General features: G+C 49.3%; 10 protein-coding genes. 3 read left to right on the top strand and 7 right to left on the bottom strand.

The genetic code is table 11. The annotated features are described in order from the left end of the window. Positions 1–26: 26 nt before the first annotated feature. Genes ACO05Z_RS06560 through panD form a run of 6 tightly spaced genes read right to left on the bottom strand, consistent with a single transcriptional unit; the run spans position 27 to position 18,840 of the window. A complete protein-coding gene (locus tag ACO05Z_RS06560) occupies positions 27–3,041 on the bottom strand; it encodes a type I polyketide synthase (RefSeq protein ID WP_421901356.1) in 3,015 nt (1,004 codons plus the stop codon). 36 nt (positions 3,042–3,077) lie between these two features. Then, complete coding sequence (locus tag ACO05Z_RS06565) at positions 3,078–9,158, bottom strand: condensation domain-containing protein (RefSeq protein WP_421901357.1); 6,081 nt, start codon at positions 9,156–9,158, stop codon at positions 3,078–3,080. A gap of 2 nt (positions 9,159–9,160) precedes the next feature. Beyond that, positions 9,161–15,757 carry an amino acid adenylation domain-containing protein gene (locus ACO05Z_RS06570; RefSeq protein ID WP_421901358.1) on the bottom strand — a complete coding sequence of 2,199 codons (6,597 nt, stop codon included), beginning with the start codon at positions 15,755–15,757 and terminating at the stop codon, positions 9,161–9,163. Next, complete coding sequence (locus ACO05Z_RS06575) at positions 15,757–17,583, bottom strand: non-ribosomal peptide synthetase (RefSeq protein ID WP_421901359.1); 1,827 nt, start codon at positions 17,581–17,583, stop codon at positions 15,757–15,759. The genes ACO05Z_RS06570 and ACO05Z_RS06575 overlap by 1 nt, the downstream gene beginning before the upstream one ends. Positions 17,584–17,585: 2 nt before the next feature. Then, the gene (locus tag ACO05Z_RS06580) at positions 17,586–18,461 is read right to left on the bottom strand and encodes a 4'-phosphopantetheinyl transferase family protein (RefSeq protein WP_421901360.1); all 876 of its coding nucleotides are present in this window, start codon (positions 18,459–18,461) and stop codon (positions 17,586–17,588) included. Continuing rightward, positions 18,424–18,840 (bottom strand): aspartate 1-decarboxylase, encoded by a 417-nt coding sequence (gene panD, locus ACO05Z_RS06585; protein WP_421901361.1) that lies wholly within the window; start codon positions 18,838–18,840, stop codon positions 18,424–18,426. Before panD ends, ACO05Z_RS06580 begins: the two co-directional genes overlap by 38 nt. A gap of 428 nt (positions 18,841–19,268) precedes the next feature. On the opposite strand from panD, the gene ACO05Z_RS06590 reads away from it, so the two are divergent. Then, positions 19,269–21,377, top strand: a complete 2,109-nt coding sequence (locus ACO05Z_RS06590) for a TonB-dependent receptor (RefSeq protein WP_421901362.1) — start codon at positions 19,269–19,271, stop codon at positions 21,375–21,377. A 55-nt stretch (positions 21,378–21,432) separates the two neighbouring features. On the opposite strand, the gene ACO05Z_RS06595 is transcribed toward ACO05Z_RS06590, so the two are convergent. Continuing rightward, positions 21,433–22,467 (bottom strand): helix-turn-helix domain-containing protein, encoded by a 1,035-nt coding sequence (locus tag ACO05Z_RS06595; protein WP_421901363.1) that lies wholly within the window; start codon positions 22,465–22,467, stop codon positions 21,433–21,435. Between the two features lie 258 nt (positions 22,468–22,725). Between ACO05Z_RS06595 and ACO05Z_RS06600 the strand changes: the two genes are divergently transcribed. Both ACO05Z_RS06600 and ACO05Z_RS06605 read left to right on the top strand, forming a co-directional pair. Continuing rightward, positions 22,726–24,516 carry an ABC transporter ATP-binding protein gene (locus ACO05Z_RS06600; protein WP_421901364.1) on the top strand — a complete coding sequence of 597 codons (1,791 nt, stop codon included), beginning with the start codon at positions 22,726–22,728 and terminating at the stop codon, positions 24,514–24,516. After that, positions 24,513–26,294, top strand: coding sequence for an ABC transporter ATP-binding protein (locus ACO05Z_RS06605; protein ID WP_421901365.1), 1,782 nt, complete (start codon positions 24,513–24,515; stop codon positions 26,292–26,294). Before ACO05Z_RS06600 ends, ACO05Z_RS06605 begins: the two co-directional genes overlap by 4 nt. The last annotated feature ends 10 nt before the right edge of the window (positions 26,295–26,304 follow it).

Consider the following 26,304-nt stretch of genomic DNA (forward strand, 5'->3'; position numbering starts at 1 on the left):
TTCAAAAGGGAGCGAAAGACTCTGTCTTAGGAGGCCGCGAGTGGGCTGGATTCTTCGTTTTCTTGTTCTCGAAGAAGGGCTTCAACATGTTCTTCAAGGGCACGCAGGGTACGCATATCGCTGAATTCTGCGAGGGAAACAGTAACGCCCATCATGGTCTGAATGGTTGTCATGATGCGGATAGCTGAGATGGAAGTTCCTCCCAATGCGAAGAAATCATCATCTTTCCCCAGCTCCTCAATGCCGAGAATCGAAGTCCAGATTGCTGTTAAAGCCTCGCCTAAGCTCATTTCCTGTTCATTGCTTAGTTCCAATGTATCCTGTTCGGCGGGTCGGCAGACTTCGCCAAGCGATGTGCCGGGTTTTGCTATGTCCAGCCAATGACGGTCCCGGGCAAATGGATATAGAGGCAGGGAAAGTAAGGGGCCGGAAGATTCTTCAGGTTTCGGGGTGATCCCTTGTTTGTAAAGTTCGATGAGTCCCTGTGCGGCGGCCTGACTGTCGGTGTCTACCTGTTGTTTTGTGAAATCCAGCAGCGGTATCCATGCGCATTGCGTATTCAGGGAGGCTAAGGTTTGAACAGCCGGGGCGATCAGTACCGGGCGCGGACCGATTTCCACAAAAAGATTCTCTCCGTTCTGAGCTGTATTGAGCAGTCCCTGACTGAACAAAACCGGATTAAGGGTATGGTCCAGCCAGTATTCAGGTGATGTGAGCAGGGTTGTTTCTGCCTTGCCTGTAACATTGGAAATGATCGGCATTTCCGGCGAGTTGAAATTCGTCTTCTCCAGTTCACGGGTAAATTCAGCAATCATGGGCTGCATGAGCGGGGAATGAAATGCATGGGAAACATCAAGTCTGGTGCAGCGAATTCCCTGATTATCCAATACTGATTTGAGCTTTTCGATCTTGTTCGGTGTTCCGGATACTACAGTCTGTTCCGGAGCGTTGCAGGCGGAGATCACCAGAGCAGGGTCGGAATTTTCAGGAATTGCGTTGAGGTATTGGCCAAGTGTTTCCGGTGTTGCGGCGACAGCCAGCATATCCCCTTCAGGCAGTCCTGCCATCAGCCTGCCTCGTGCGCAGGTAAGCCTTAATGCGTCTTCCAGAGAGAAAACCCCGGCAATGCAGGCTGCGGTATATTCACCGAGGCTGTGTCCCATGACAGAATCAGGTTTGATCCCCTGTGCCTTAAAGGTTTTGTATAGAGCGTAGCCTACTGCCAGGAGGACCGGCTGGGCCATGTCTGTGCGGCTTAACTCGTCTTTGCTGATTTCCGGAGAAAGGGCCGAAGCCATGAGATTTTTACCCGTATATCTTTCTATGAGGAGTCCGCATTTATCAATGCTGTTCCTGAACACGGAATTTTCCCGATAGAGCTCTTTAACCATTCCGGGATATTGACCGCCCTGTCCTGAAAACACAGCCACAAGGTTTTTGGTTGATTTGCTGGCAGGCTTGCCGGGAAGTGTGTTTGCCGCTTTGAGCAGGGAGTCCTTAAGCTGTCCGGGATTGTAAGCCCAGATTCCTGTTCGCCACGGGAGTGTTTTACGGTGGGCGAGGCTTTGGATGGAGAGGTCCTGCAGGGAAATATCCGGGTTACTTTCAATATGATCAGCCCATTTCCGGCAGAGTTCACCCAGTGAATTACGGCTGGCTGCGCTGAGATAGATACAATGGGTACCTTCAGTTTCCCGGTTGCTGTGCTTTGTGTCTGCGGCAGGCCACTCTTCAACCACAGCATGACAATTTGTTCCGCCGAAGCCGAAAGAGCTGACGGCCGCTATTCTCGCAGAATCCTGAAGCCACGGTGTCTTTTCCGTAATTATACGGAAGTCACTGCCATGGAGCGGAATTTCCGGGTTCGGGGCCTCGTAGTTGATCTGGGGAGTGAAGGTTTTGTTCTTGAGAGACAGGATTACTTTGATCAGGGAGAGCATGCCTGCGGCTGCTCCGAGATGTCCGTAGTTGGCTTTGACCGACCCTAGCACGCAGGGCATGTTTCGCTTGTCATCCTTGAAGATGGATTGCAATGCCTTGAATTCGATTGGGTCGCCCAGTGCTGTCCCGGTGCCATGGGTTTCAACATATTGGATTTCACTACTGCGAACACCGGCAATACTGTGAGCATTGCGAATGACCGCTTGTTGTCCTTTGATACTGGGGCTGGAGTAACCGGGACGTGCTGCTCCGTCATTGTTGACCCCGCAGCCACGGATTACGGCTTGAATGGAATCTCCATCAGCAATGGCGTCATCAAGACGTTTAAGCAGTACGGCTCCCACGCCTTCCCCGCTGATGGTTCCGCAGGCCTGAGCATCAAAAGGACGGCAATGGCCCGTGGGGGAAAGAATGCTTTCCGGTTCAGCCAGATAGCCCCAGTTACGTGGAGAGCTGACACTTCCTGCCACAGCCAGAGCCATGTCGCAGCTATGGTCCAACAGGTTCTGGCAGGCGGTGGCTACCGTTACCAGCCCGGTGGAGCATGCGGTCTGGATATTAAGGCTGGGCCCGCACAGGCCAAGCTTGTATGAGATCCATGTGCTCAGAAAATCCTGCCCGTTGAAGAGAGCCGGCTGGAGGTAATTGAGGCACTGGTTGGCCTGATAATCGGGCTGCACATTGCAGGGCCAGTAGAGGCTGAATTGTGCCCCGGCGTAGACAGCGGTCAGTCCGCAATCTGATCCCGGAATATATCCGGCATTTTCAAAGGCGTGCCATGAGCATTCCAGCATGAGCCGCAATTGCGGGTCCATGTTACGGGCCTCTGCGGGAGTGTATCCGAAGAAGTTTGCATCGAAATATTCAATGCCTTCCATTTGCGCGGTCATGGGCACAAAGCATGGGTGTTTCCTGATGTGTTCGGGGCATCCTGCCTCATCAAGAAGTTCCGGCCCCAGTGGACGGATTTGTTCCATGCCGTTTTCAAGATTACTCCATAGCTGATCCAGGTCATCGGCCTGACTGAAGCGTCCGGCCATGCCTATTACAGCCACGGCGTTCATATATTCATCCCTTTCCCATTTGTTGTCTGCTGACATGATTGTTCTCCGCCCTGTCAGGGGTTGGGTGTTTCGTTATTTTGCGGCCTGTTTCTTGCGTTTCTGGCGGGCCGCGCGCTGGGCTGCTGCCCTTTTGTCGGTTTTTTCATCGGCTGGGGAGCTATCTGTCCTATCCTGTTTCGGACGGATCTGTCCGTCTATTGCCAGAGCCATTTCCCGCACGCTTGCGTGCTGGAATATTCCCGTGCTGCCGATGTCCACTCCAAATATTTCATCCACCTTAACCCTGAGCCTTGGCAGTAGTACTGAACTGCCGCCAAGTTCGAAGAAGTTGGCTTCGACATCCAGATGTTCAAGGTTCAGCACCTCCTTCCATACTGCTGCCATGCGTTGTTCTGTGGCAGAAGTAGAGGATGATTTTTCCGCATTACCTTTGTTGCCTGTTTCCTTTTGCGTCAGTGCGTTGGGCAGTTTAGGGCACAGCGGGTGTATCAGCGGGTAGCTGGGGGTGAAGTTGCTGTTGCTGGTTAGGCTGATGGCTTGAGCATTGGATACCTTGGAATGGAAATCCGCAGAGATTCCCGGGTTGGTACGGTCTAAACCAATCAGTGCTGCGGGCAGGCCGCTCTGGAGCATGCCCAGCATGCTGATGAAACCTTGACGAGGAGTGATGGAAAGGAATCCGCGTTTGGCAAGGAAGCTGCTCTGCATAATGCTTTCTTGAGAAGTTGTGTCCGAAGTGAACAGGGACCAACTTAGATTGCAGCCTGTGCCGGGGCCCTGTATCGCCATGTTGTGGATGAAGGACTCTTTGAGTGCGCTGCATGCCCCGTAGACACTGAACCCTCGTTCTCCCCAATGGGCGAAAACCGTGGAGAAGTTGATAAACGGTCCCACTCCATGATGGGACTTGAAAGACTCTTCCAGATTCTGGAGGTTACGCAGGGTGGTCGCTGTAGCTTCCGAGAATTTATCAAAATTGAGTTCATGTATCTGGTGAGAGCTGGTGTCAGCAGCCATATGCAGGATGCCACCGGGCTTGCACTCAAAATGGTTGCAGGCTTTTTTTAGGGCCATGTCCAGTGCATCCCGGTCAGCAAGATCGGCCTGAGCATAGAGCACTCGTTTTGTGTCGATGTTTTTAGTTAGTTTTTTGAGTGCGCTTTGACCCTTCTGTTGCGGGCTGCGTCCGATTATGAGCAACCGTCCGTTTGTGGAGGAGAGTATCTGGGGAAGCAGACCGGAGCCTACAGTTCCAAGGCCGCCGGTGCAGACGCAGAAACGGTCACTGCGGAACGGTTTTTCCCACTCGGTATTTGCCGGAACGGGTGCAAAGTCGATAGAATTCAGGTTGGGCACATAACGTTTGCCATTACGCAGGGCCACAGTGGAGTGTGCGGTTGGTTCGCATATTTCTGTGGCAATAGCTTCAGCTTCGGAAGTGAGATCTGTTCCTTCAGTATCCAGAAGTAGAACCCTGTGGTTAATGTTCTGGCGGCGGTGGGCACTGAGCAGGCCGTTAACAATGGAAGCTCCGGGGGAGCATGGTTTTGCCATATCTACAGTCTGAGCATTAACGGTAACAGCGCAAAGCAGATCAGGTTCAGGGATATCCTTGCAACCCAGATGTTTGGTGACATCAAAAACCGGGGAGATGGCTGAGGCCTGCCATTTTTCGAATTGTTCCGCAGCGCATGAAGAACTATCCCGGGCATCCGGAATCAGGCATATGATGCCTACCTTATGTTCTTTAGAATGATCTTTCAGCAGCTCGGTCCAATGTGCGGGATCAGCTGTTTTAAATTTCGACTCGTCCGTGAGTGTGTTAACCACCGTTGCTCCCTTTGCTTCAAGTGCTTGTTGCAGAGGTGTACGCAGCGCGTAGTCCGGACCGACAAGGAACATTGTCCATGAGTCCAGTGTTTGATTATCGCTTCGGTGCAGGTTTTCAGGTACCCAGCGTTTTGTTGCAAACCAGTCAGGCATAGTCCGTTCATTATTGACGAGCAGGTCAACGTCACGGATGGCATCTGCAAAGCCGCCTTCCAAAAAGCGTTTGATAAGCGCTGCCCGCTGGATTTTGCCCAGTCCAGACTTGGGAATATCCCTTGTCGGCACAGGGATTACATGCTTGGGTACGACTCCGAAACCTTGTGAGATAACGGTCTGAATCCGGCTTACCAGTGCTGCTTTTTCTTTAGCGTTATGCAGGTCTGTGGAGAAGAACAGTAATACTTCTTCCACCTTGGTCTTTGCATCGCGGCAGCCAAGTGCTGCGGTGAATCCCGGAACTACACCGGGAAGAGCTTCCACCGCTCCTTCTATTTCCACCTGAGATATGTTCTGACCTCGGATGATGAGAATTTCTTTTTCACGACCGTAAAGAATGATTTTGTCATCGCAGATCAGAGCCAGATCTCCTGTGCTGAACCAGCCGTCTTCGGTGAAGTCTTTGGCGTTGGCCTTGGGGTTATTGTAATAGCCGCGGATTACAGCCGGACCTGCTACCTGCATGGAACCGATTTCTCCCTGCGGAACAACCTCGCCCTGAGCATTGACAATGCGCATGGACATTCCGGGGATGGGTCCGCCGGCGTCCACTATGCTTGCAAATACCTGCCCCGACCCGGGTAACCATGGGCGCGCGATGGTATAAAAGGAGGAAGTCTCGGACATGCCCCATGCATTGGCGAGCACTCCCCGTTTCATGCCGAATGGCAGGAGCACTTCTTCCAATCGCTCAAAGGTTTTTTCCCTTGTGGGTTCTCCTCCGGAGAAAACGTGGGTCAGACTGGAGAGATCCCATTTCTTTTTGGAGTCATCCAAGGCATCCACAGAACTGCGCAGTTGTCTCCAGAGGAATTCCGGGGCCCATGTGCGGGTGATTCTGTATTCAGTTGTCAGATCCAGAATGCGGCATGGGTCGGCTAGAATATATTGCACCGGGCAGAGCACGAGGCGGGCTTTGCGCAGGATGCCTAGAGTGCAGTGTGCAAACAGTGATGCGACATGGTCCAATGAGGTCATTGAGAGAAGAGTTTCATTTTCCAGCGGACCGAGCCATTGTGATTTGCCAATGAGCATAGATGCGATGTTCCGGGCCATGAGTGGCACAGCTTTGGGTTTTCCCGTACTTCCGGAAGTGAAGGCCATATAGATGAGTTCATCGGGGGCTGCCGGTGCGATCTCCGCCTGTTTGCCGTCTCCGGGTAATTCCTCAACAAACAGAACCTGCCCCGTTTTTTCGGGTAGTTTCTGGTCACGTGTGGTCACTAGTGCCGGATGATCCAGAGATTCCAGAATGTATTCAAGGCGCTGGAGAACTGGTTCCGGTGCCTGACCTTCCACCGGGGGTAGGAATATGGTCAGGCAGTAACCGCCTAGCAGCGAAGCCCAGAATAAAGGCAGGATATCAATTTGGTCCGGGCAATAGGTGATAAGTTTGTCTCCGTGCTGCATTCCATTGTTTTGCAAGCCATGGAGGAACTGTTTCGCCTTTTCCATAACTTTGCTGCCCGGAAGTGAGGTCTGTCCCCCTTTTTGTCCGATGAAAATAAATTCTGTGTCAGCAGCATCTTCAATGGTTTGTATGAAGGAAAAGGATTGCGGGTCACGGTCTGGATCACCTCCATACACCTGCGACATGCGACCGAAATCCTGTGTTGATTCAGGAACAGGCATTTCCATGCCCATGGCTGTGTATTGTGGCTCGATGGGGCAGTGCACACCCGGTTTAGCTGCATCGGAATGGTGCAGCATCGGCAGGGAATGTGCAGCCGGAACCAATGTCGCATGAGGATGTTTTTCCAGTGCTTTTTTCGAGAGCACGGGCAGTCTTGAGAGAATTGTGAAATCAACATCACCCGTTTCCGTGAGGGGGATGGAACTGACTTTTACCCAGTGGTCAGGGATGATTGTTCCTGTGCCGGCCGGCAATGCATCATCTTCGCTTGTATACCAGGCGATCAATTGTTCGGTTTTATGCCCTGTAGGCAACTGTCCCGGTGTCGGAGCGGGCATCATTCCAAGAACAAGATTAATTCCCATATTACTAGAAAGACTTCGCGCCAGAGTATTCAGATTAAGGCATTTACCTTCAGTCCATACTGTCCGGTATTCGGGGCTGGGCAAAGGCAGAAGCAACTGTCTGTTTTCAGCAAATCTTCCGGGCAGTCCCGGAATATATTCTACTAGTTCGCCGCTATGATTGCCTTTAATTTGCTTTGAGAACGTGACGGGGATGAAGCATTCATTGCCCTGAAGCTCTTCCATCTCCTCAATATTTATAAAGATGTGTTTTCCCTGATCTTCGGGATATTCCAGAAGCAGGGAGACCTTTGCTCCACATCGCTGCAGCCATTTTAAGTTATGGGCATGGCAGAGTGTGTTCAGGAAGCAGGTGTGCATGTTTTTGAGCTTTCCGCTTTCCAGTGCTTCGCGCAGATCCTGCGGATGAAGCGCAGTGACGATGATGGAATACTCTGTGATATCTTCGGGAAGTGTATCTGCCCATTTGCAGGCGGCTTGCAGTCCTCCGGCTCTGGCAGCCAGCAATTTTGCCAGAGGTGCTTCTTTGGCTTTCAGGAAAAGAATTGTGTCAGTCTTTTTTATTTCCGGCAGGGCCTCGGCATTTTCGCTGGCAGTATCATCTGAAACATTGCTTGTATTCAGAGTAAGTTCTGCAGGATTTTTATCCAGATTTTCCGGCAGGGCTCTGCATATGGAGAGAAATAGGTCCGTGAATGAACCCATGGAGTTGTGCGAAAACAGGGCGGTGTCATACTCAAATATTCCTTCCACGCCGCCCCGGACATCCCAGAGAGTAAGGGCTAGATCATTGTTCACACCGGCTATGGGTAACGGGTGCGGGATGACAGGAAGTCCTAAGAGGTCCAGTTTGTTGTATGAAAAGAAGATCTGGCTCAGCGGTTGCCAGCTTTGTACTCTTGGCTGGGATTCCAATAATCGCGCAAAGGGAAGCTCTTGATTTTCCATAGCTTCAAGCAGGCAGCGCCTTCCGGCGTCAATGGCTTCTGCGATGCTTTTATTTAAGTCCAGCTTGGAGTGAAGCAGCACTTTGTTGGCAAAACAGCCCACAAGAGCTTCCTGCTCGGTTCTGGTCTGGCGGTTGGCAGAAGGAACGGCCATCACTGGTTCAAGTTCATGACCAAACCGATACAGAGCCAGACGGAAACATGTATGAAGGATCATAAACATACTTGTCCCGCTTATATTGGCGACTTCCTGTAGTGCGTCTATTTCGCTTTTCTTTAATATGAAAGGAATACGGCTTGTTCTCTCTTCACGAAATTCCGGGCGGATATAATCTGTGGGCAGGGAATGCAGCGGTGGCATTTTTTTAATCTTGTTCTGCCAGAAAACAGACTGATTTTTGTTCAGCTTCGGCATGACCGTATCGAGCATCCAGGCAACGTAATCACGATGCTGGAATGCAAGCGGCGGTAAAATTGATTCAGAAATGTCATCCTTTTCCAACAGGGAGAACAATTCGCGAAGAAGAACTCCGACAGACCAGCCGTCAGCCACAATGTGGTGTACGCCGAGGACCATGGTTTGTTTTTTAGGGCTTTGCACCAATCCGATGCGGATGGGTTGAGCGTCCTGCAGATCGTATGCGGTGTTCTGGAATTCTGCGGCCATTTCTTGGAGGACCGTGTTGTGTTGTTCCTGTGATTGGACGGCTGCAATCTGCAGTTTCAGGTGCTTGGCTGGAGCCGTTATCTGTTCTGCAATTCCTGAATTTCCGGTCCGAAAGCATGTGCGCAGGGCATGGTGTCTTTCGATAAGGATATTCCATGCTTTTTCCAGCCGGTGGGAAGATGTTTTTTCTTCGAGGTCGAAGGCTCCTACCAGATTGAGCATGGAGTGGTCCGGGGTATCGCTGGTCTGCGAAGCCCACAGGATTTCCTGATATGGGGATAACGGAACGGCGCACTCTGCCGGCAGGATTTCGGGGAGCGGAAATTCTGAAGGATTATTCAGAAGTTCGAGAAGTTGCTCCTTGGAAGCTTTGATGGCGTTGCGCAAGGAGTTGTCCATGGCTCCGGCTGGAGAATCGGCAGTTAATTTACCATTGTCTGCGGCAAGGATTATGCCTTTATCCCGGCACTGTTTCAGGACATCGAGTGCAGTCATTTTTAGAATTCCTCCATTTCGCGGCATTCGTTTTCATCATGCCGATATTCATGGGTGTTTGATGCAAGAAGATCGATGGCCGAAGCCATATCTGCCAGTATTGGCATTTCAAAAATCTGATTGGTTTTTATGGTCACATTGAAATCTTCCCGGATGCGTGTGGCCAGTCTGGTGGCCAGCAGGGAGTGGCCGCCAGAGGCGAAGAAGTCTGCAGCGGGTGATATTGGAGCTTTCCCAAGAAGATCTTTCCAAAGACGGGCAAGTTTTGTTTGAGTCTCGCCGTCAATGTCTTTTGCTTGGCTTGGGTCAGTCGTTTCAGCCATCTTTTTTAAAGTCTGCACATCGACTTTGCCGCTGGTCGTCAGAGGTATTTCTTCTACTGTCAGAAAGATGGAAGGGATCATTGCCGAAGGCAGTATGGAAAGCAGGGAAGCTCTGATTCCTTCCGGAGTGACTGATTCGCCTTTGAAAGGGACGACTGCCGCAGCCAGGATGATGTCGTTTTGCATGGACATGCCGAATACGGCAGCATCACGGACTGTTCTTAATTGCTTCAAGGCATATTCAGTTTCAGCAGGTTCCACCCGCTGGCCTCTGATCTTGAGTTGTCTGTCTTTTCTGCCGAGATAGAGAAGCTCGCCTTCGTGAGTCCACATGCCCAGATCGCCTGTAGCAAAGCTGGGTGCGCCGTTGTGGATGAAGAATCCTTTATCTTCAGGAGCGACATAACCGAGGCCCGTTCCGGCTCCACTAATCCATATTTCTCCCGGAATTCCGTGAGGGAACTCCCTTTGATTTTCGTCCAAAACCGCAACAGATATATTGGCAATAGGTTTACCGATGGGAACCGGCCCTTTGCTCACGGGATCGACGACGTGCCAAGTAGCATCGGCGGTTATTTCCGTGGAACCGTAGAAGTTGTACAGAGCCACATGGGGAAGTAATTTATTGCAGCGTCTGGCTAAATGTCTGGATAGCTGCTCACCGCTGGTGGTCAGGTGGTGAAGTTTGGAAACGTCCTTTGGCGATTTTTCCAGCAAATCAAGCATGGCTTCCAAGAGGGTCGGCACTACTGTTAAGCGTGTGACTTCCTGTTCAATCACTGTGTTGAGCAGATTCTCCGGGTTTGTTGCTTCATTGGTGGAGCAAATATACAGATCGCCACCGTAGAGCAGAGGGCAAAGGTATTCGCACAGGCTGTCCACAAATGAGATGGATGTTTTGGCGCACCATTTTTCTTGCGACTCGCGCGGAATAGCGTGCCAAAGCCATTGAATTCTGTTGAGTAGGTTGCCGTGGGAAAGCTGCACCGCCTTGGGGGTGCCGGATGACCCTGAAGTGAAGTAGAGGCAGGCCACGGTGTCTTTCCCATTCCGGGAAAATTCTACATGCTCCACTTCATGAGAAGGGAAACAGGGGTGTGTGCGGATGATTTCAAGGGAAAGGGCCGGAATTGCAACCCCCTTCCATAATTTAACACCTTTCTCTTCGGTAAGTATCAGTTTTGCCTGAGCGGTCTTTGCCTGCTGCTTTAAGCGTGCAGCAGGAAGATTCTCTGCCAGCGGGAAGAAGGCAGCACCGCATCCCCAGCAGGCCAGCATGGCGATGGCCGTATCAATTCCGGGGGAAAGGTGGAGTCCTACGAAATCTCCCGGTTGAATATCAGTATTTCTCAGGACTCTGATAAGTCCTTCGATGCTTTGTAAAAGTTCCTTGTAGGTCGGTTCTGTTGAACTTAACACTGCTTGACCAGAAACCGGGCAGTGCAAGGGAGTTCGGCTGACCATATCCATAAAAGGTGCCAGCAGGCTTTGGGTATGCGGGAAGTTCTTCTGGGTATTATTCCATGCGGACAGAAGTGAAATGTCCTTGGGGGTTCTAATCTCCAGCGCATTAAGATCTGTCTTAGGGTGTTGTGCTGCTTGCTCTGCAACAAAGCGGAAACGTTTCAGGATATCGGTGATAGCTCTGGAACTGAAGCGGCTGTTATTGAATGTCGCGGTGACCAGCAGAGAACCGTTTTCCTGAGACAGCAGTGAAACCTCCATGTCCAAGGCGGTGCTGTGCTGTTTGCCTGCAAGGAGTTGCAGGCTCATACCGCCGCCTTCGTAAATCCGGGCCGGAGAGTTGTCCTGACTGAAGGCAATGGTGAACAGTGGATGTTCACCTGCTGTTCGAGCAGGAGCCAGTTCCCGAACCAGAATATCGAACGGGACCACCGCCCTTTCCTGCGCTTTTGCTATATGGCGGCTGTTGTCTTTCAGTGTATCCAGCAAACTGTCTGTTCCGTATTCCAGATTCAGAGGGACTGGGTTGACCAGCATGCCCATCATGGACTCCAGGCCGGGGATGGCCCGTGTGGCAGCGTAGGTGCCGATACGGACTTGCTGTGAATTGGTGTGCCGGGCAAGGGTCAGTCCGAACAGGGTGCATGTGGCGGCAAATCCGGTGACTCCGGCCTTGCTTGCAAGTTTAGACAGGTCCTCGGCAAGCTCTCTGGATATTTCAATATTGACGCTGTCGTAGTTCGGAAGTGAGTTGCCTGCGCTATCTTTTTTAGTGCTCCAAAGTCTTGTTACAGCTTCCTCGTTCAGGAATTCCTGTTTCATGGCATCAATATGTGCCTGAATAGCCTGAAGCGTTTGAGGGTCCTGTTCCCAACAGCCAAGATCTGCCTGAGAATATTCAGGGTTGGATAGAGTACTTCCTCTAAGGTCGCTGCTGAGATCGTCCATGAAAATTCCCATGGACCAGCCGTCAAATACTGCATGATGGAAAGCCAGAAGCAGTCTGGCTTCATTCTCGTTTAATAAGATTAGGGAGGCCCGCCCCATAGGAGCATTTTCCATGCTGATGGGTTTAAGTGCGTTACTCTGACGGAGTCCTTCAAAGATTGTCATGGCTTTTTGGGGGTGATCCGCGCGGAGGTCTTCAACAACTAGGGGAAGTTCAACTTGTGGGTTTACCTGCTGAATCAATTTATCTTCATGAAAGATCAGGCTGGTTCTAAGAGCTTCGTGACGGGAAATCACTGAATTAAGGGCTTCCTGTATTGCCCAAGGAGACACGTCGCCTGTGATCTTTATGTTGAAGTGAAGTATGTGATGAGTATGGTCGTTTCGGTTTTGGCTTTCAAACCAGAGGCGTTGTTGTGCTCTCGTGGCTGGGACTTTGTTGTTATGGCACTGTTTTTTTATTGTAGGCAGCTGTGTTGAATCGGCGGTTTGCTGTTCGTTTTTCTCCATGACCCGGGCAAGTTCCCGGATTGTCGGGTTGGAGAATATGGTGGAAACATGCAGTCCGGGATATTCTTCAGCAAGCAGGGATGTATAAAGTCTGACTGCAGCAATGGAGTCTCCGCCCAGTTCAAAGAAGTTCTGGTCAATGTGCAGAGACTGCTGACCAAGGATTGTTTTCCAGGCAGAGGCGACCTCTCTTTGCATATCTGTTTCAGGCATGATGCCGGATTCAGTTTGAGGCGCTTCCCATTCAGCTATGGTCTGGCGGTCTATTTTGTTGTTTTTATTAAGGGGGAATTTCTGGACAACACCGATGAATCGGGGATGCATATGCCGGGGCAGCAATTCCTTGAGATATGCTTTAAGCTCTATTTCAGCAGGCTCCTGAGTACCGGGGAGGCAGGTGCACCAAAGCCCGATGAAGCCGTTGCCACCTGCGTTTTTGTGGATGGTTGCCACGGCCTGATTTATTTGTGAGTGACGGTTCAAGGTCGCTTCCACTTCACCCAGTTCAATACGATAGCCGTTGAGGTTTACCTGATGGTCCCTGCGGCCGATAAATTCTATGTGGCCGTGAGGTGTCAGCCTGCCCAGATCGCCGGTGCGAAACATCGGTACCCCGGTTTGGGGGTGTTTAAGGTAGGATCTGCGGGTTTTCCCTTCATCATGGAGATAGCCAGCTGTTATTCCTTCTCCCGAGCAGAACAGTTCTCCGGGAACAAGTTCCGGGCAGTCCTGTAAATGGTGGTCCCAGACATGGTATGTAACGTTTTGGATAGGGCGTCCGTATGGGATGCTTTTCCATGCCGGATTATATTCTTCAACAGGATAAAGGATGTTCCAGCCTGTAGTCTCGGTGGGGCCGCCGCTGGAAATCAGAGTGCAGTTCCGGGCATGTTCGGCAAGGCGTGGAGGAGTGTCTGTGGGTATCCAGTCTCCTCCGAGGATGGAAATACGTAGAGCTGGGAGACGGGGGGCTTCTGTGTTGGAGTCCAGAAAGTCCAGCAGCATGGTCATCATCGCTGGGACCGTGTTCCAAACACTGACCTTATGTTTTGTGAGGCATTGTACCCAATGGCCCGGATCACGCAAAAGATCAGGGTCTGGAAAGACCATGTGTATTCCGCCTGAAATGCTTCCCACTACATCGAACAGTGCAAGATCGTGGTGAAGGGGAGACAGGGAAAGTACAGCGTCATCTTTGCCAAGATTGAAGGTGCCGAGAGTATGCTGCATCATGTTCAGGATACCGCGCATGGGGACCATAACTCCTTTGGGAGTGCCGGTGGAGCCGGAAGTGTAGATGACGCAGTAGAGGGAAGGATCGAGCAATGCTTCGTTGAACAGGAGTTTTTTGGGTAGGTCTAATTTATCCCAATCCGCAGTCATATCCAGAGCATAGCCGCCTGTTTCTTCTGGTCGAATTTCAGTGGCTCCATCTGTGAGCATGAGACGCGCACCACTGTTTTCCAAGATTCCTAGGCCTCGTGATTGCGGGAGATTGTGATCAAGCGGGATGATGACTCCGCCCAGCCCGTGGATTGCCATGCTCGCGATCGGCTGGAGACGGCCTTTGGATAAGGCTAAAGCTACGGGAGTTCCCGCACTGACGCCCATGTGCGATAATCTATCCTGCCATAGCAACACTTCATCCTTGAATTGTTGCCAGTTCAAGGAACCGTCTTTGTCGCTTATTGCCTTCTTTAAAGGAATCTCGGCGGCGTTTTTCTTGAGCCTATCCCATGGTCGATCCATGTTCACAGCAACTCGTTGTCCAACCAGTGTTTTCCTGCGGATTTGTTCTTCTTCCGGAAGCGGGACGGGGGTAATGCTTTCCCATGTTTGCGGTTTTTCTGCTAAGTTGCGGACAAGATCAGCGTAAGCTGCGAACATTTTATCCGGCATACCGGAGGGGAACATGGATTGATCAACATCCCAGAACAGAAACAGGTTGCCATCCACAACTGCGTACTGGCTATCAATCCAGACCTGGGGAGTCTGGGTCAGGGTTCTTTTGACTTGTCCGATCCGTTCAAGGGAACTGACCCATGATCCGCTTTGACCGTTCTCGGCTTCCGGCTCGCTTGTAAATACATATGGAACCAGAGTGCCGGGTGTCAGGCCTAGTTCCCTGCGCCATTCGCGAAGGACTTTTACGCCTGAAACATGACCATTCCTGAGGTCGTCCCAGACCTGCTGTTGTAGAATATGAGCATGTTCTGCAAAGGACAGTGGCTGCCTGCGGTCCACTTCCATAAGGGAAAAACTTGCAAATTCACCCGCTATATCATTGATGCGGGGATGGACAGGCAGTCTGTTCCAGCGTGGGACGTTGATAGTGAAATGTTTATCTTCGGACCACTTGGACAATGTTTCTGCATAGCAGGCCAGTAACAGGCTGGCCATGGTCAACTCCCGTTTTCGGGCTTCCTCGCATAGGGAATTCCATTGGTCGGCTGATATTTTCGCTTTTTTGCGAGAAAAGGACGGGCCTTGATCGCTACTTGACTCCGCCAGCGGCAGACGCGGTGCCTGAGGAAGCTTTTTGATGCGTTCCTGCCAGTACTTCCAAGAGTTCTGATACTGGGCTGAAGTGCGTATGGTTTCCAGATGAAGTACGTAGTCCCGAAAGCTGACTTCAGGAAGTGGCTCCAATGGTTTGCCGGAGTAAATTGCTTCCAGATCATTGAAGATAATCTGAAGACTGCGTCCATCCATGGCCCAGCAGTCCAGACTTCCCATTATCAGAGCATCTCTTCCAGTGCGGAAAATATTAAAAGAAAACTGGGGCCAGTTTTCCAGGTTGTAGCACTGGTGGGAGAGCTCATTACGCGAATCCTTGAGCTTCAGTTCCCAATTTTTCACTCCTTCACTTTGCTGGTCGTATTCTTTTATTATAAATTCAGGCGGGGCTTCCTGTACCATCTGAGTCCCATCAGGGAGAACTACCGCGCGGAGCATATCGTGCCGTTTGACAACCTCTGACCATGCTGCACAGAAACGTTCTGTATCGAAGTCAATGCATTGTACTTCGAAAAAGATGTGAATTCCGACATCCCCGGAGTCCTGCTCACTTCCCCTGCCAAGCCAATATGCTTCCTGATTCTCTGTAAGAGGGAAAGGTTGGTTTCTTCTGGTTGGATCAGCTTTTAACCGGGGAAGTTCTTCTTCTGATTTCATTCCTTCCAGAAGTTTGAGCAGTCTAGGCTTGGCTTTTGTGATCCGTTCCCTGATTTGCGGGGTGAGAGTACCCGGCTCAGCCTTGCAGACAAGGCCCCGTTCGCCTGCGCATAGGGTGATCCCTTGCTCTTTCAGCTCCTGAAGAAAGATAAGGTCCTTAAAAATATGTGTAGTAGTCATTAGATGATCACCTCGTCATAGGCGTTGCTATTCTGCGGGGAAGAAAGTGGGGTCGTTTTTTCAGCGGCAAGGGAAATAAACATTTCAATCCCTTCCACGGTTCTGGGTTGGTAAAATAGATCCAGAGGGATCATGATGCCCGTGGTGTTTCTGATGGAAACGATAAGTGACGCGGCTTTAAGTGATGAACCTCCGTGGGCGAGGAATGAATCTCCGCTTTGAAAGTTTGTGCTGCCCAGAGTCTGGCGGAATAAATCCAACACCGTATCTGAATCAGACTGCTCCGAGATGTTGATCAACGGGTCGGGAAGACGGTTTTTGTCTACCTTACCGTTGGCATTAAGCGGCATCTCAGGAAGGAAAATTACATGGTTGGGGAGCATGTACTTCGGGAGACGCTTCGCGATAAATTTATTCAGGGATATTTTTGTCAGACCGGATTTTGGTTTGCTGACCACATAAGCCACCGGTTCCGGACCCGGATTGTGAATCACTCCCACATGAGCAGTGGCAACTTCAGGAATAAGTTCGATGGTGGAGCAAATTTCTCCGAGGTTGACCCTGTATCCGGAAATTTTGACTTGATCGTCGATCCGTCCGAGCAGGGTAAGTTCACCTTGCGGGGTCAGCCAGCCGAGGTCCCCCGTGCGGTAAAGAGTCTTGCCGGGGTTGTCATGATCGGGAATGAAGCTTCTTGCCGTACGCTCCGTATCGTTCAGGTAGCCCATGGAAACGGTGGGCCCGCCTAAAACCACTTCACCGGTTCCGCCCGGAGGCAAGGGGGCGCCATTGTTGTCATAAATGTTTATAAAGGTCTGCCCAATAGCATTTCCAACTGAAAGGGACTCTGTATTTTTTGCTACTTCTTTGACCAGTTTTTTGCTGATGATGACTGTGGTTTCGGTGGGGCCGTAGCAATGATAAAAATGTTTGGGAGGAGTTGCCGCAAAGACAGCGTGCAGTATTTCCATGGTCGGTTTCTCGCCGCCCATGAAAAGGTAATCCAAAGAAGCAAAAACATGGGGATCTTGAAGTGCCAGAGCGTTTAAGGCAGCTGTTGCCAGAAACAGGGAATTGACATTGTTTTTTTTCAGGAAATCTTTACAGCGGGCAGCATCAAGTATGTCGCTGGTCTTGCCACCGACAATGGTACAGCCGTTCAAAAGACTACCCCATATTTCCAGTACGGTGGCGTCAAAGGTAAGTGCTGCGCAAAAAGCCACCCGGGCTCCGGGTAAGAGTGCTTCGTGGCAGAAATTTGTGGCATAATGCAGCACGTTTGCATGGGAAACCACCACTCCCTTGGGCTGTCCGGTGGAGCCTGATGTATGCAGTATGTATAGCGGCAGCTCTTCTGCGTGGCGTTCCGGGCTTTCAACGGATTCAATAGGGGACTTGGTTGAAATACTCACCGGCAGAGTGGGGAGACCGCAATATCCATTTTTGTTCTGTCTGTCGCAGGGCGCGATGAGCACCAGCGGTGCGTTGCATCTTTTCAGAATATTGCTGCTCCGTTGTTCAGGCCAGTCCGGGGCCAGAGGGACATATGGAATTCCGGCTTTGGCTGCAGCAAGGAAGGCCACAATGACTTCCGGCGAGCGCTCAAGGAGTACTCCAATAGATTTTTCAGGACCCAGGCCTTGGGCTTGGAGAATACGGGCCATTGCATCGGAAGCTTTATCCAGTTCCATGTAGCTCAAGCTGTAGTCGTTGAAGACACAGGCCGTTTGCTGGCTGTGTCGTTCCACAATGTGGTTGAAACGTTGCAACAGGGAAGGGGAGCTGTGCCTGTCGCATAATTTTTGATCGAACATATTTTTTTTCATTGCTACTGCTCCGTATTTATTCCGTTGTTCGAACTATGTTGTGAGTCTGGGGGCCAGCTCAGCCATTTGGGTGTGGAGAGCTTCGGGTCTCCGCAGTTTCCGATCCATCCGACGGCTAAGAGCAATTGTTTGTGCCCTGTTGGTATGCTTCTGGCCGTTACTGGAATATGCAGGGATGGTTCGCAATGCACCTGACCGGATTCCGGGCAGACATGGAATGATTCGAAATCCCATGAAAGTCCCGACCCTACAGCCTTTGCGGCAGCTTCTTTCTGAGTCCAGATATCTAGAAAACAACGATTTTTTTCAGTGGATTTTGCAATTCTTTCACGGTCTGCAGGGTGAAGCACCGCTTGCATCTCTTCATGTTGCACGGTGAAGTCATTGGAACATTCGACATCTATTCCACATAAGTAGCGTCTGGAAATTGCAACAGCCACAATGGGCCATGAATGAGATAGATTGAAATGAAGAGGGAGTCCGCTCGGCGTACTTCTGACCATGGGTTTCCCATAGGGGTTTTCAATAAATCTCCATTGTCGCGGGCGGCAGACCGGTTCATAGCTGCTGAGCAAAATTCTTTTCATTGCATGGGCCGTGCAATAGAGCAGTGAATCTTTTGCAAAATGGAAGCGTTTCATACGTTCTCTTTCCACAGCTGAAAGCACTGTTTCTGATGGAAAGCTGTTAGGCGGTATGAAGTTTCGTGCGTTTGCCAGCCAGACATCGATAGTGTCCGCTCCCTGCTGTTCTGCTGTTGATCCCTTAGCCCGATCAGGCTGCGGAAACTGGATTATGTTTCCGCAGCCGTAATCGTTGCCTGTAGGATTCCGGCAGAGCTTACTCTGCCGGAACCATCTGGAAGTTGAAGTCGTCATTTTCGTCTTTATAGGCGTCATATTTGAGAACTTCGGTGACTTTGTTGTCGTCGTCGAAGAGGAGCACGGTCGGTTTGACCTTGCACAGATCATCAGGAGAGTTGACGTATTCGGAAGCACCGATAATGACTTCGTCTCCAGGCTGGCAGCGGCGGGCGGATGCTCCGTTCAGGACGCAGCAATTGGAGCCCGGTTCGCCAAAGATGACGTAGGTGGAAGTTCGTTCACCGTTGGTCTTGTTCCAGATATAAACGTACTCCAAAGGATAGATCCCGGCTTGTTTGCAATGCAGGGGATCAAGGGTGATAGAACCCTTGTAATTGAGATTGCTGTCGGTAACTTTTATACCGTGTAGTTTTGCTCTAATCATTTTAATCATCTGAGATATCTCCTTAATTATATTGTTTTAATAAAAGGCTGCTGACCCTGTGATGGCAAAACACTAATGGGGAAAGGCTGGGTATGTTGCTCGAAAAAGGAGTATGAATACCCGTTTTTGTGAAATTGATTATTAATTTCAAGATGAGTCTGTTTGGTATAGTTTTCAAGATGTTAGTAAAATTAACTCTTGATACTGAGGTAAGGTGGCAGAAAATGGTGAAATGAGGTCTTTTCAGCTTAATTTTCCATTATTTAAGTTGGTTATGATGTCTGGGTTGTTCTTTTTCTGAGATTATTTTGTTTATTTTGGGTATCGAAGCTCCGTCTGAGGGGAGAGAATATGTGTTTGCTTGATGTTAGTAATCAATTTCATTTGAAGGGGCTGACTGACATCCATAAAATTCAACCATATATAAGGAATGAAGAATGAATATTGTATTGAGGACCATGCGGGGGAGCACTCTTTTGCTGATGGCGGTTGCCTTGGCATTTGTGCTTGGGGGAATATTCCCCGCACATGCTCAGGATCAGAAAGAGGAAAAAAATGGCACAGAAGATTATGTGCTCGAACCGGTGAAGGTGTTCGCAAACAAGCGTGAGCAGAGTGCGCAGGAAGTGCCCATCTCCATGACAATCATGGATATGGATAAGCTTGAGGATGCAGGAATCAAGACACTTAAAGATGTTTTTGACCGTATTCCCAACCTGTATACAGGGGAAACTGTCGGTAATAACCGTTTTATGTCTTTTCGTGGGAAAACCACAATGGGCTTTATCGAAGCCAACCCACTTATTGTTTATGTTGACGGCATTCCTATGGATTCTTTTCTAAATACCGACCCCAGCTTGTTGAATATTGAACGTATTGAAATTTTGCGTGGATCGCAGAGTGTCATGTATGGAAAAAGTAGTATGGGTGGGGTTATTAATATTATTTCTAAAAAGCCGACCAATGAACAAATGATTACTACTTATGGCTCTGTTGGTAGTTACTTTAGCCGTGAATTAGGCGGATTGGCTACAGGACCCATTGTTGAAGACAAGGTTTATTATTCATTTTCCGCTCAGTATGATGGCACTAACGGATATATGGATAATAACAATTCCAATGAAAGCAACAAGAGGGATACGGGACGTGTTAAGGGGCAGCTACGTATGATCCCTAATGACCAGCTTGAGATGAATCTGGTTGCCGACTACATGGCTGAATATAAAGGGATGGAAGCTAATATCAAAGGCATAAATCCTACCTTGGACAGTGAGCTTAACCCGGACGATAGAACCATTGGTAATGCTTTTAATACTGCATTTGCCCTGAATTATACTACGGATTGGAGTAAGTTTGAGTCCGTATCTACTTACCGTCAGGATTCAGTTGATTACACTCAGGACATGACTTACCTGCAGCTTGCTGGAATTAAGGATTCCGGGCGTAAGGTTAATAAGTGGGAGTTCAGCCAGGAATTTCGTTTAAAGTCTCCTGAGGATCAGGATGGCATACGCTGGCTGACCGGCTTTTATGGCAGTCATAAGAATCATGACAGGAAGAAAGTCTATTCTACCATCCCTGCCCTTAATATGGAATCGCACAGTCCCAACGAAGAGACTGCTAACGATTTTGCTGCCTTTGGTCAGGTCGTGTTTCCATTCTTAGAAGATAAGCTTGAGCTGTCCACAGCCCTGCGTCTCCAATACACGCAAAAGCATATTGATTTTAAGCATTACACAGTTATGAATAACGTGATCATTCCGGGTAACCAGGAAAGCACCGGCGATAACTGGGCTGCGGTTTTGCCGCGTTTGGGGCTTTCTTATCATTTTACTGATGATATCATGGCCTACTCCAGTGTTACCAGAGGGTTTCAGCCCGGTGGATTTAACTGGTCAAGTACCAACATAGACCCTGAAAAGCATACTTTCAACGAACAGACGTCATGGGATTATGAGATCGGCGCAAAGTCTATGTTTATGGATAATAAACTTATGGTCAATGCCAACCTGTTTTACTCGGATATCAAAGATTTGCAGACCATTTCCTATGATGCCGCAACACTGTCCTATCTGGCACAGAACGCCGGTAAAGCGTATAGCTGGGGTGGTGAGCTTGAAGTTCTTGCCCGTCCGATGAAGGGGCTGGACCTTGAGTTCTCCGCAGCTTTTACAAGGGCAGAGTTCGAGAAATATACGGGTGAGAATGCTGCTGGTGCCTTTGATTATAAAGGCAACAAAGTGCCTTTGACACCTGAACACACTCTAAGTGCTGCTGCACAGTACAGGTTTGATAACGGTATATTCATTCGTGGTGAGGTTCTTAATTACGGTAAGTTATATTGGGATGATGCGAACACATCTTCTCGCAGTGATATGACTATTACCAACGCAAAGGTAGGCTACGAAGCTGATAGCTGGAAGGCTTTCATCTACGGAAACAACGTTTTTGATGAGCGTTACCTGAGTTACTATAGTGCCAGCTCCGATATGGGTACCGTTGGTGCCCCCACAGAGTTTGGGATTAAAGCTGAACTGACATTCTAATAAAAAACTATAAGCATGAAAAAAGCGCAGTCCGTTTATGCGGACTGCGCTTTATTTATTTTTGAAGACTTGTTGGAGCAGGGAGGCGATATCCTTTGGCAACAGCTCCCGGAGTAACCCCGAAGTGTTTTTTAAAGGCGGTAATAAAGTGGCTTACATTTGTATAGCCCACATCCCAGGCGCACTCACTGACGTTTTTTTCTTCATTTATTATGGATAGGTACGCTGTTTTTACTCGTTGTTTCTGAAGGTAACCGAATACTGTGGTGCCGAAGGCCTGTTTAAATCCTCGTTTGAGTTTGAATTCGTTGATCCCTACTTCCCGGCATATATCCTGAAGTGAGGGAGGGGTTACGATATTACTTTTTATGAGCATCCGAACTTGATGCAGTTTTGTTATGTCATCCTGCGAAATAGAGATTTTCTTTCCGTCCCTGTTTTCTTGGAGATGGTCGAGAATGACGCAAAGCATTTCCATACCGGCACTGCAAGCAAAGACCTTAGCCAAATCAGGGTCCATGGTGGACCGCATTACCCGGTCAGCCAGAGCAATGGCTTGCGGGGGAGCTGGAAGGCTTTCTGCGTGAAGTGTTTCGTTATTTTTTAAGATCATATCTACAAAATTGGCCGGAAGGCTTTGTACCAGCCTGGTACCAAAGAGGTCATACAGGAATTGTGGGTCGGTCATGAGCATCACACTGCTGTGGCTCTGGTTTCCCATGGATATGGTTTCACCGCAGCTGTTTGGTGCGTACCCAATGTAGAGGTCGTTATCGCATACATGAACTTCTTTAACGGAATCACCGTAAAATCTGACAATGCCGTGTCCTGATAGTGATACGGAAAAAACGAGAGGAGATTTCTTGAACGAGAAAGATTTCGGCTCCGGGTCAGGGGCAACATTATCAGCGATGACCATGCTGAATCCTGAATTTAGGGTCAGTTCGCATATGCCCTGAGCATAGTTGGTATGAGATACATCAAGGGAGCGGGTGAAGGAATTGTATACCTTGGAATTCAAACGCTCTAGGGCACCGAAAAAGGTGCTGTCCATATTGGGCTGAACGACCATATCAATAGTGCCGGTCATAATATCTCCTTGATTGTTGTGTAAAATCAGTAGTCTCTTGTTTGTTGGTTATTGATATAGAAAATCAAAATCAAATTCAAGAGAAGTTCTGCTTATGTCACAAAATTTAATTTTTGAGCATGGATGATCCTTTTACAGGTAGCGCTAATTCTTTGATCCAAGCAAATAGTTCAACTGAGTATCTTCAGGATGATCAACCCTGAATTGTTTCTATTCTTTTGTATGTTTCCCGGTAACCGGTGATTGAGAAGGATTTCCATGCTGCTAAAAATTGTTTCCAATGTGTTTCATTATTCCGGTGGGCGCTCAGTCGTTCTAATTCCCGCTATCGTATGCTCCCTGTTGAGTTCTGTTTTGGCACTGTCCCCAGCTATCGCAGCCTTCGTGGTGCTGCAGGCAGTATCTACAGGAAAAGTCGACAGCCAGTGGTGTTTTGTTGTCGGTTTGTTAACTGCAATAGCAATGGTATTGCGCTATGTTCTCGCACTTGGCTCAGGGCTCATGAGTCACAAGATCGGTAATGTAGTGGCTACTTCTCTTCGTGAGGCAATACTTGAAAAAGTGGGACGTCTCGGAGCCGGGTCCCTTTCTTCTGTCTCTCAGGGACGTATGAAAAAGATGCTTACCGAGGACGTGAATCAGATCGACATGTTTGTTTCACACCACCTACCTGATCTTATCTCAGCGATTGTTATGCCATTGGGGATCGGCCTTACTTTGTTTCTGATTGATTGGCGCATGGCTTTAGCTGTCCTTGTACCGTTGCCGTTCGCCATGTGGGTTCAGGTTGGTTCGGGAAAGATCGTCCAGCAGGATAATTTTATGGCTACATATGGTGCTGCCCAAGAGCGCATGAATAACACCATTATCGAGTTTGTCCGGGGAATGCCGGTGGTGAAAATTTTTAATCGCAACCATGAGTCCTGCGACAAACTAAGTTCAAGTGTGGCTGAATACAGGGACATGCAGGCTTCTTTCATTAAGAAGCTTACCGGGCGTTGGGGAACATTTCTGGCGCTCGTTACCTTGTGTCATGTTCCACTTGGAATTTTCGGATTGTGGATGCTCTCGCAGGGAAAAATAGAGCTTGCTGAGCTTGTTTTATTCCTCATGCTCGGGCCCATGCTGTTTGCTCCGCTTATCAAAATGATGCGTATCGGCGCGATACTTAGTCAGTTGAACGAGATTATGGCCGGTATGGATGCGTTGTTTGCAGAAGAAGCTGATGATCGGCAGGTTTGCCGTGAGCAGGGAGGAGTTCGGGTTGAGGGTAACAATACGATTACTGTTAAGGATCTTTGCTTTTCTTATGGAGAGTCTCAGGTTCTGAATGGCATCAACATGGTTATCGAGCCTGAAAGTCTTGTGGCTGTTGTCGGTTTGAGCGGAAGTGGGAAGAGCACACTGGCAGCGTTACTAGCCGGTATGGAAAGGCCTCAGTTCGGTTCTATTCATTTCGGTTCACGGGACATGTCAGATATGAGTCTTGAGGAGATTTCTGAGGCAGTCAGTGTATTCCTTCAGGACTCTTTTGTTTTTACCGGATCAGTCCGTGACAACATTTTACTGGGTTGCCCTGATGCTGACATGGACAGTGTCGTCGAAGCAGCCCGAACAGCTCAATGCCATGAGCGTATTCTTGCTTTGCCGGATGGGTACGACACCGTTATCGGAGAGGGCGGGCAAGTGCAGTTAAGCGGTGGAGAAAAACAACGTGTTGTCTTAGCCCGCTGTATTCTTCGGGATGCCCCCGTATTGATCATGGATGAGGCTACAGCCGCAATGGATGCAGAAAACGAGTCCAGAATTCAGCAGGCTTTGTCGCGATTTACCAAGTCTAAAACTGTCATTGTAATCACCCACCGAATCAATACTGTGGAAAAAGCAGACCACATCGTTGTGCTTAACAAAGGTTGTGTCTCCGGACAGGGGAGTCATACCCAACTCCTTAAGACGGATAATACATATGCAGCCATGTGGAATGCACATCTGGCAGCAAAAAGTTGGAAAATCGGTACAGGGATAAAAGAGCAGGAGGTGGTAGCATGATGGTTGCTCAGGTCGTACGATCCATATTCAGAATTTCCGGCAGTGGAACCCGGTTTGTAAAACCTGTCTTTCTCTCGGCCTTGGGCACATGTCTGTTCGCGCTTACCTACATTGCTGTTGCCTGGAGTGCCGGGGGAAATTGGCTTTATTCCGGGACGGGCTTGTGGGTAGGCGTGGTTGTCCTGATAGCCCTAGGCCTAGGTTACGTGTCTACTGCAACAAATGCCCGTTTGAATTCTACGCTGATGGCTTGCGATATGGTGGCAAAGGCTAGAGTCCGTTTGGGGGAGCATCTGCAGAGTTTGCCGTTGTCCTTTTTTAAGCGCAAAGACCCCGGGACTATTACCGCCTATATCCTTCAGGATATGGTCAGTGTGGAGAATGTTTTCAGCCAGTTCTTCGTGGAACTGGTTGCTTCAGTCACCTTGCCGCTGGTTTTCGCTTATCTGATGTTTAATGTGGACTGGCGATTGGCATTACCCCTTTGCATGGTCTTTGTTCTGGCGTTTCCTGTATTACAGCTCGCCCGGACAGCAGTTCAGAAGTACGGGCAGAAGCATGTTGAATCCCGCAACAGAGTTTTCCTTTATATTATGGAGTATATTTCCGGTATCCGTGAACTTCGATCCAGCATGGCTACCGGGATGGGCTTCAAGCCCATGGCTGAGGCTCTTGAACGTCAACGCACTTCCTTGATGCGCTTCGAGATCTGCTCCGTGGTACCGATTCTCGTTTATTCCGCTCTTTTGGATTTCGGTTTCATTATAATGTTCTTGGTTGGTCTCGGCCTCATTGCTTCATCACACATTGATGAAGGTGTTTTCGTCATGTTTCTTGTGCTTGGATACAAGTTCTTTGATCCGTTACGGGACATAGGTGCTTTCCTTGCCGAACTTAAGGGAATGGGCACTGCTGCCGTAAGAATCACAAATGTTATGGATCAGCAGCCGCTTCCGGTGAATATGTCAGATAAAACTCCGTTCGGTAATACGGTCGAATTCAAAAATGTATCTTTCTCATATGAAGAGAATGCCCGGACATTAAAAAATATCAGTTTTGCGGTACCTGAAGGAACCATAACAGCGCTGGCCGGTCCTTCGGGAGGCGGCAAGACTACTATTGCCAGTCTGGTGGCCAGATTCTGGGATGTGCAGGAAGGGGCTATTCTTATCGGCGGAGTAGATATCCGTTCGTTGCAGCCGGAAGAGTTGCTAAGCAAGCTCAGTGTTGTTTTTCAGGATGTCTATATCTTCAACGATACTGTTTTCAACAATATTCGGATAGGCAACCCTGATGCAACAGATCAGGAAGTTATGGACGCTGCAAAGGCGGCGTGTTGCCATGATTTTATCGAAAATCTTCCTCAAGGCTACCATACTGTTGTGGGCGGGATAAGTTCCGGGCTTTCCGGTGGGGAGCGTCAAAGGTTGTCCATTGCCCGGGCCATACTTAAAGATGCCCCGATTGTGTTGCTTGATGAGGCCACTTCCGCCCTTGATCCTGAAAATGAGCTGGCTTTGCAGTCTGCCCTAAATAACCTCCTGATCGGCAAAACCGTTTTGGTCATTGCCCATCGTCTGGCAACCATATGTGACGCTGACCAGATTCTTGTACTGGATCAGGGAAGTCTCATTGAGCAGGGAACCCATGAAGAACTTATGGGCAAGCAGGGCTTATATTATAAGCATTGGAACCTCCAGTATCAAACAGAATCATGGCAGTTTCGTTCCAGTTCCCAGCCTTCCGAGAACTGTATTGTGGAATTAGTAAAATCGTAAACCCTGTACA

The organism is Maridesulfovibrio sp., assembly GCF_965230075.1.
In the GTDB taxonomy this organism is placed as follows: Bacteria; Desulfobacterota; Desulfovibrionia; order Desulfovibrionales; family Desulfovibrionaceae; genus Maridesulfovibrio.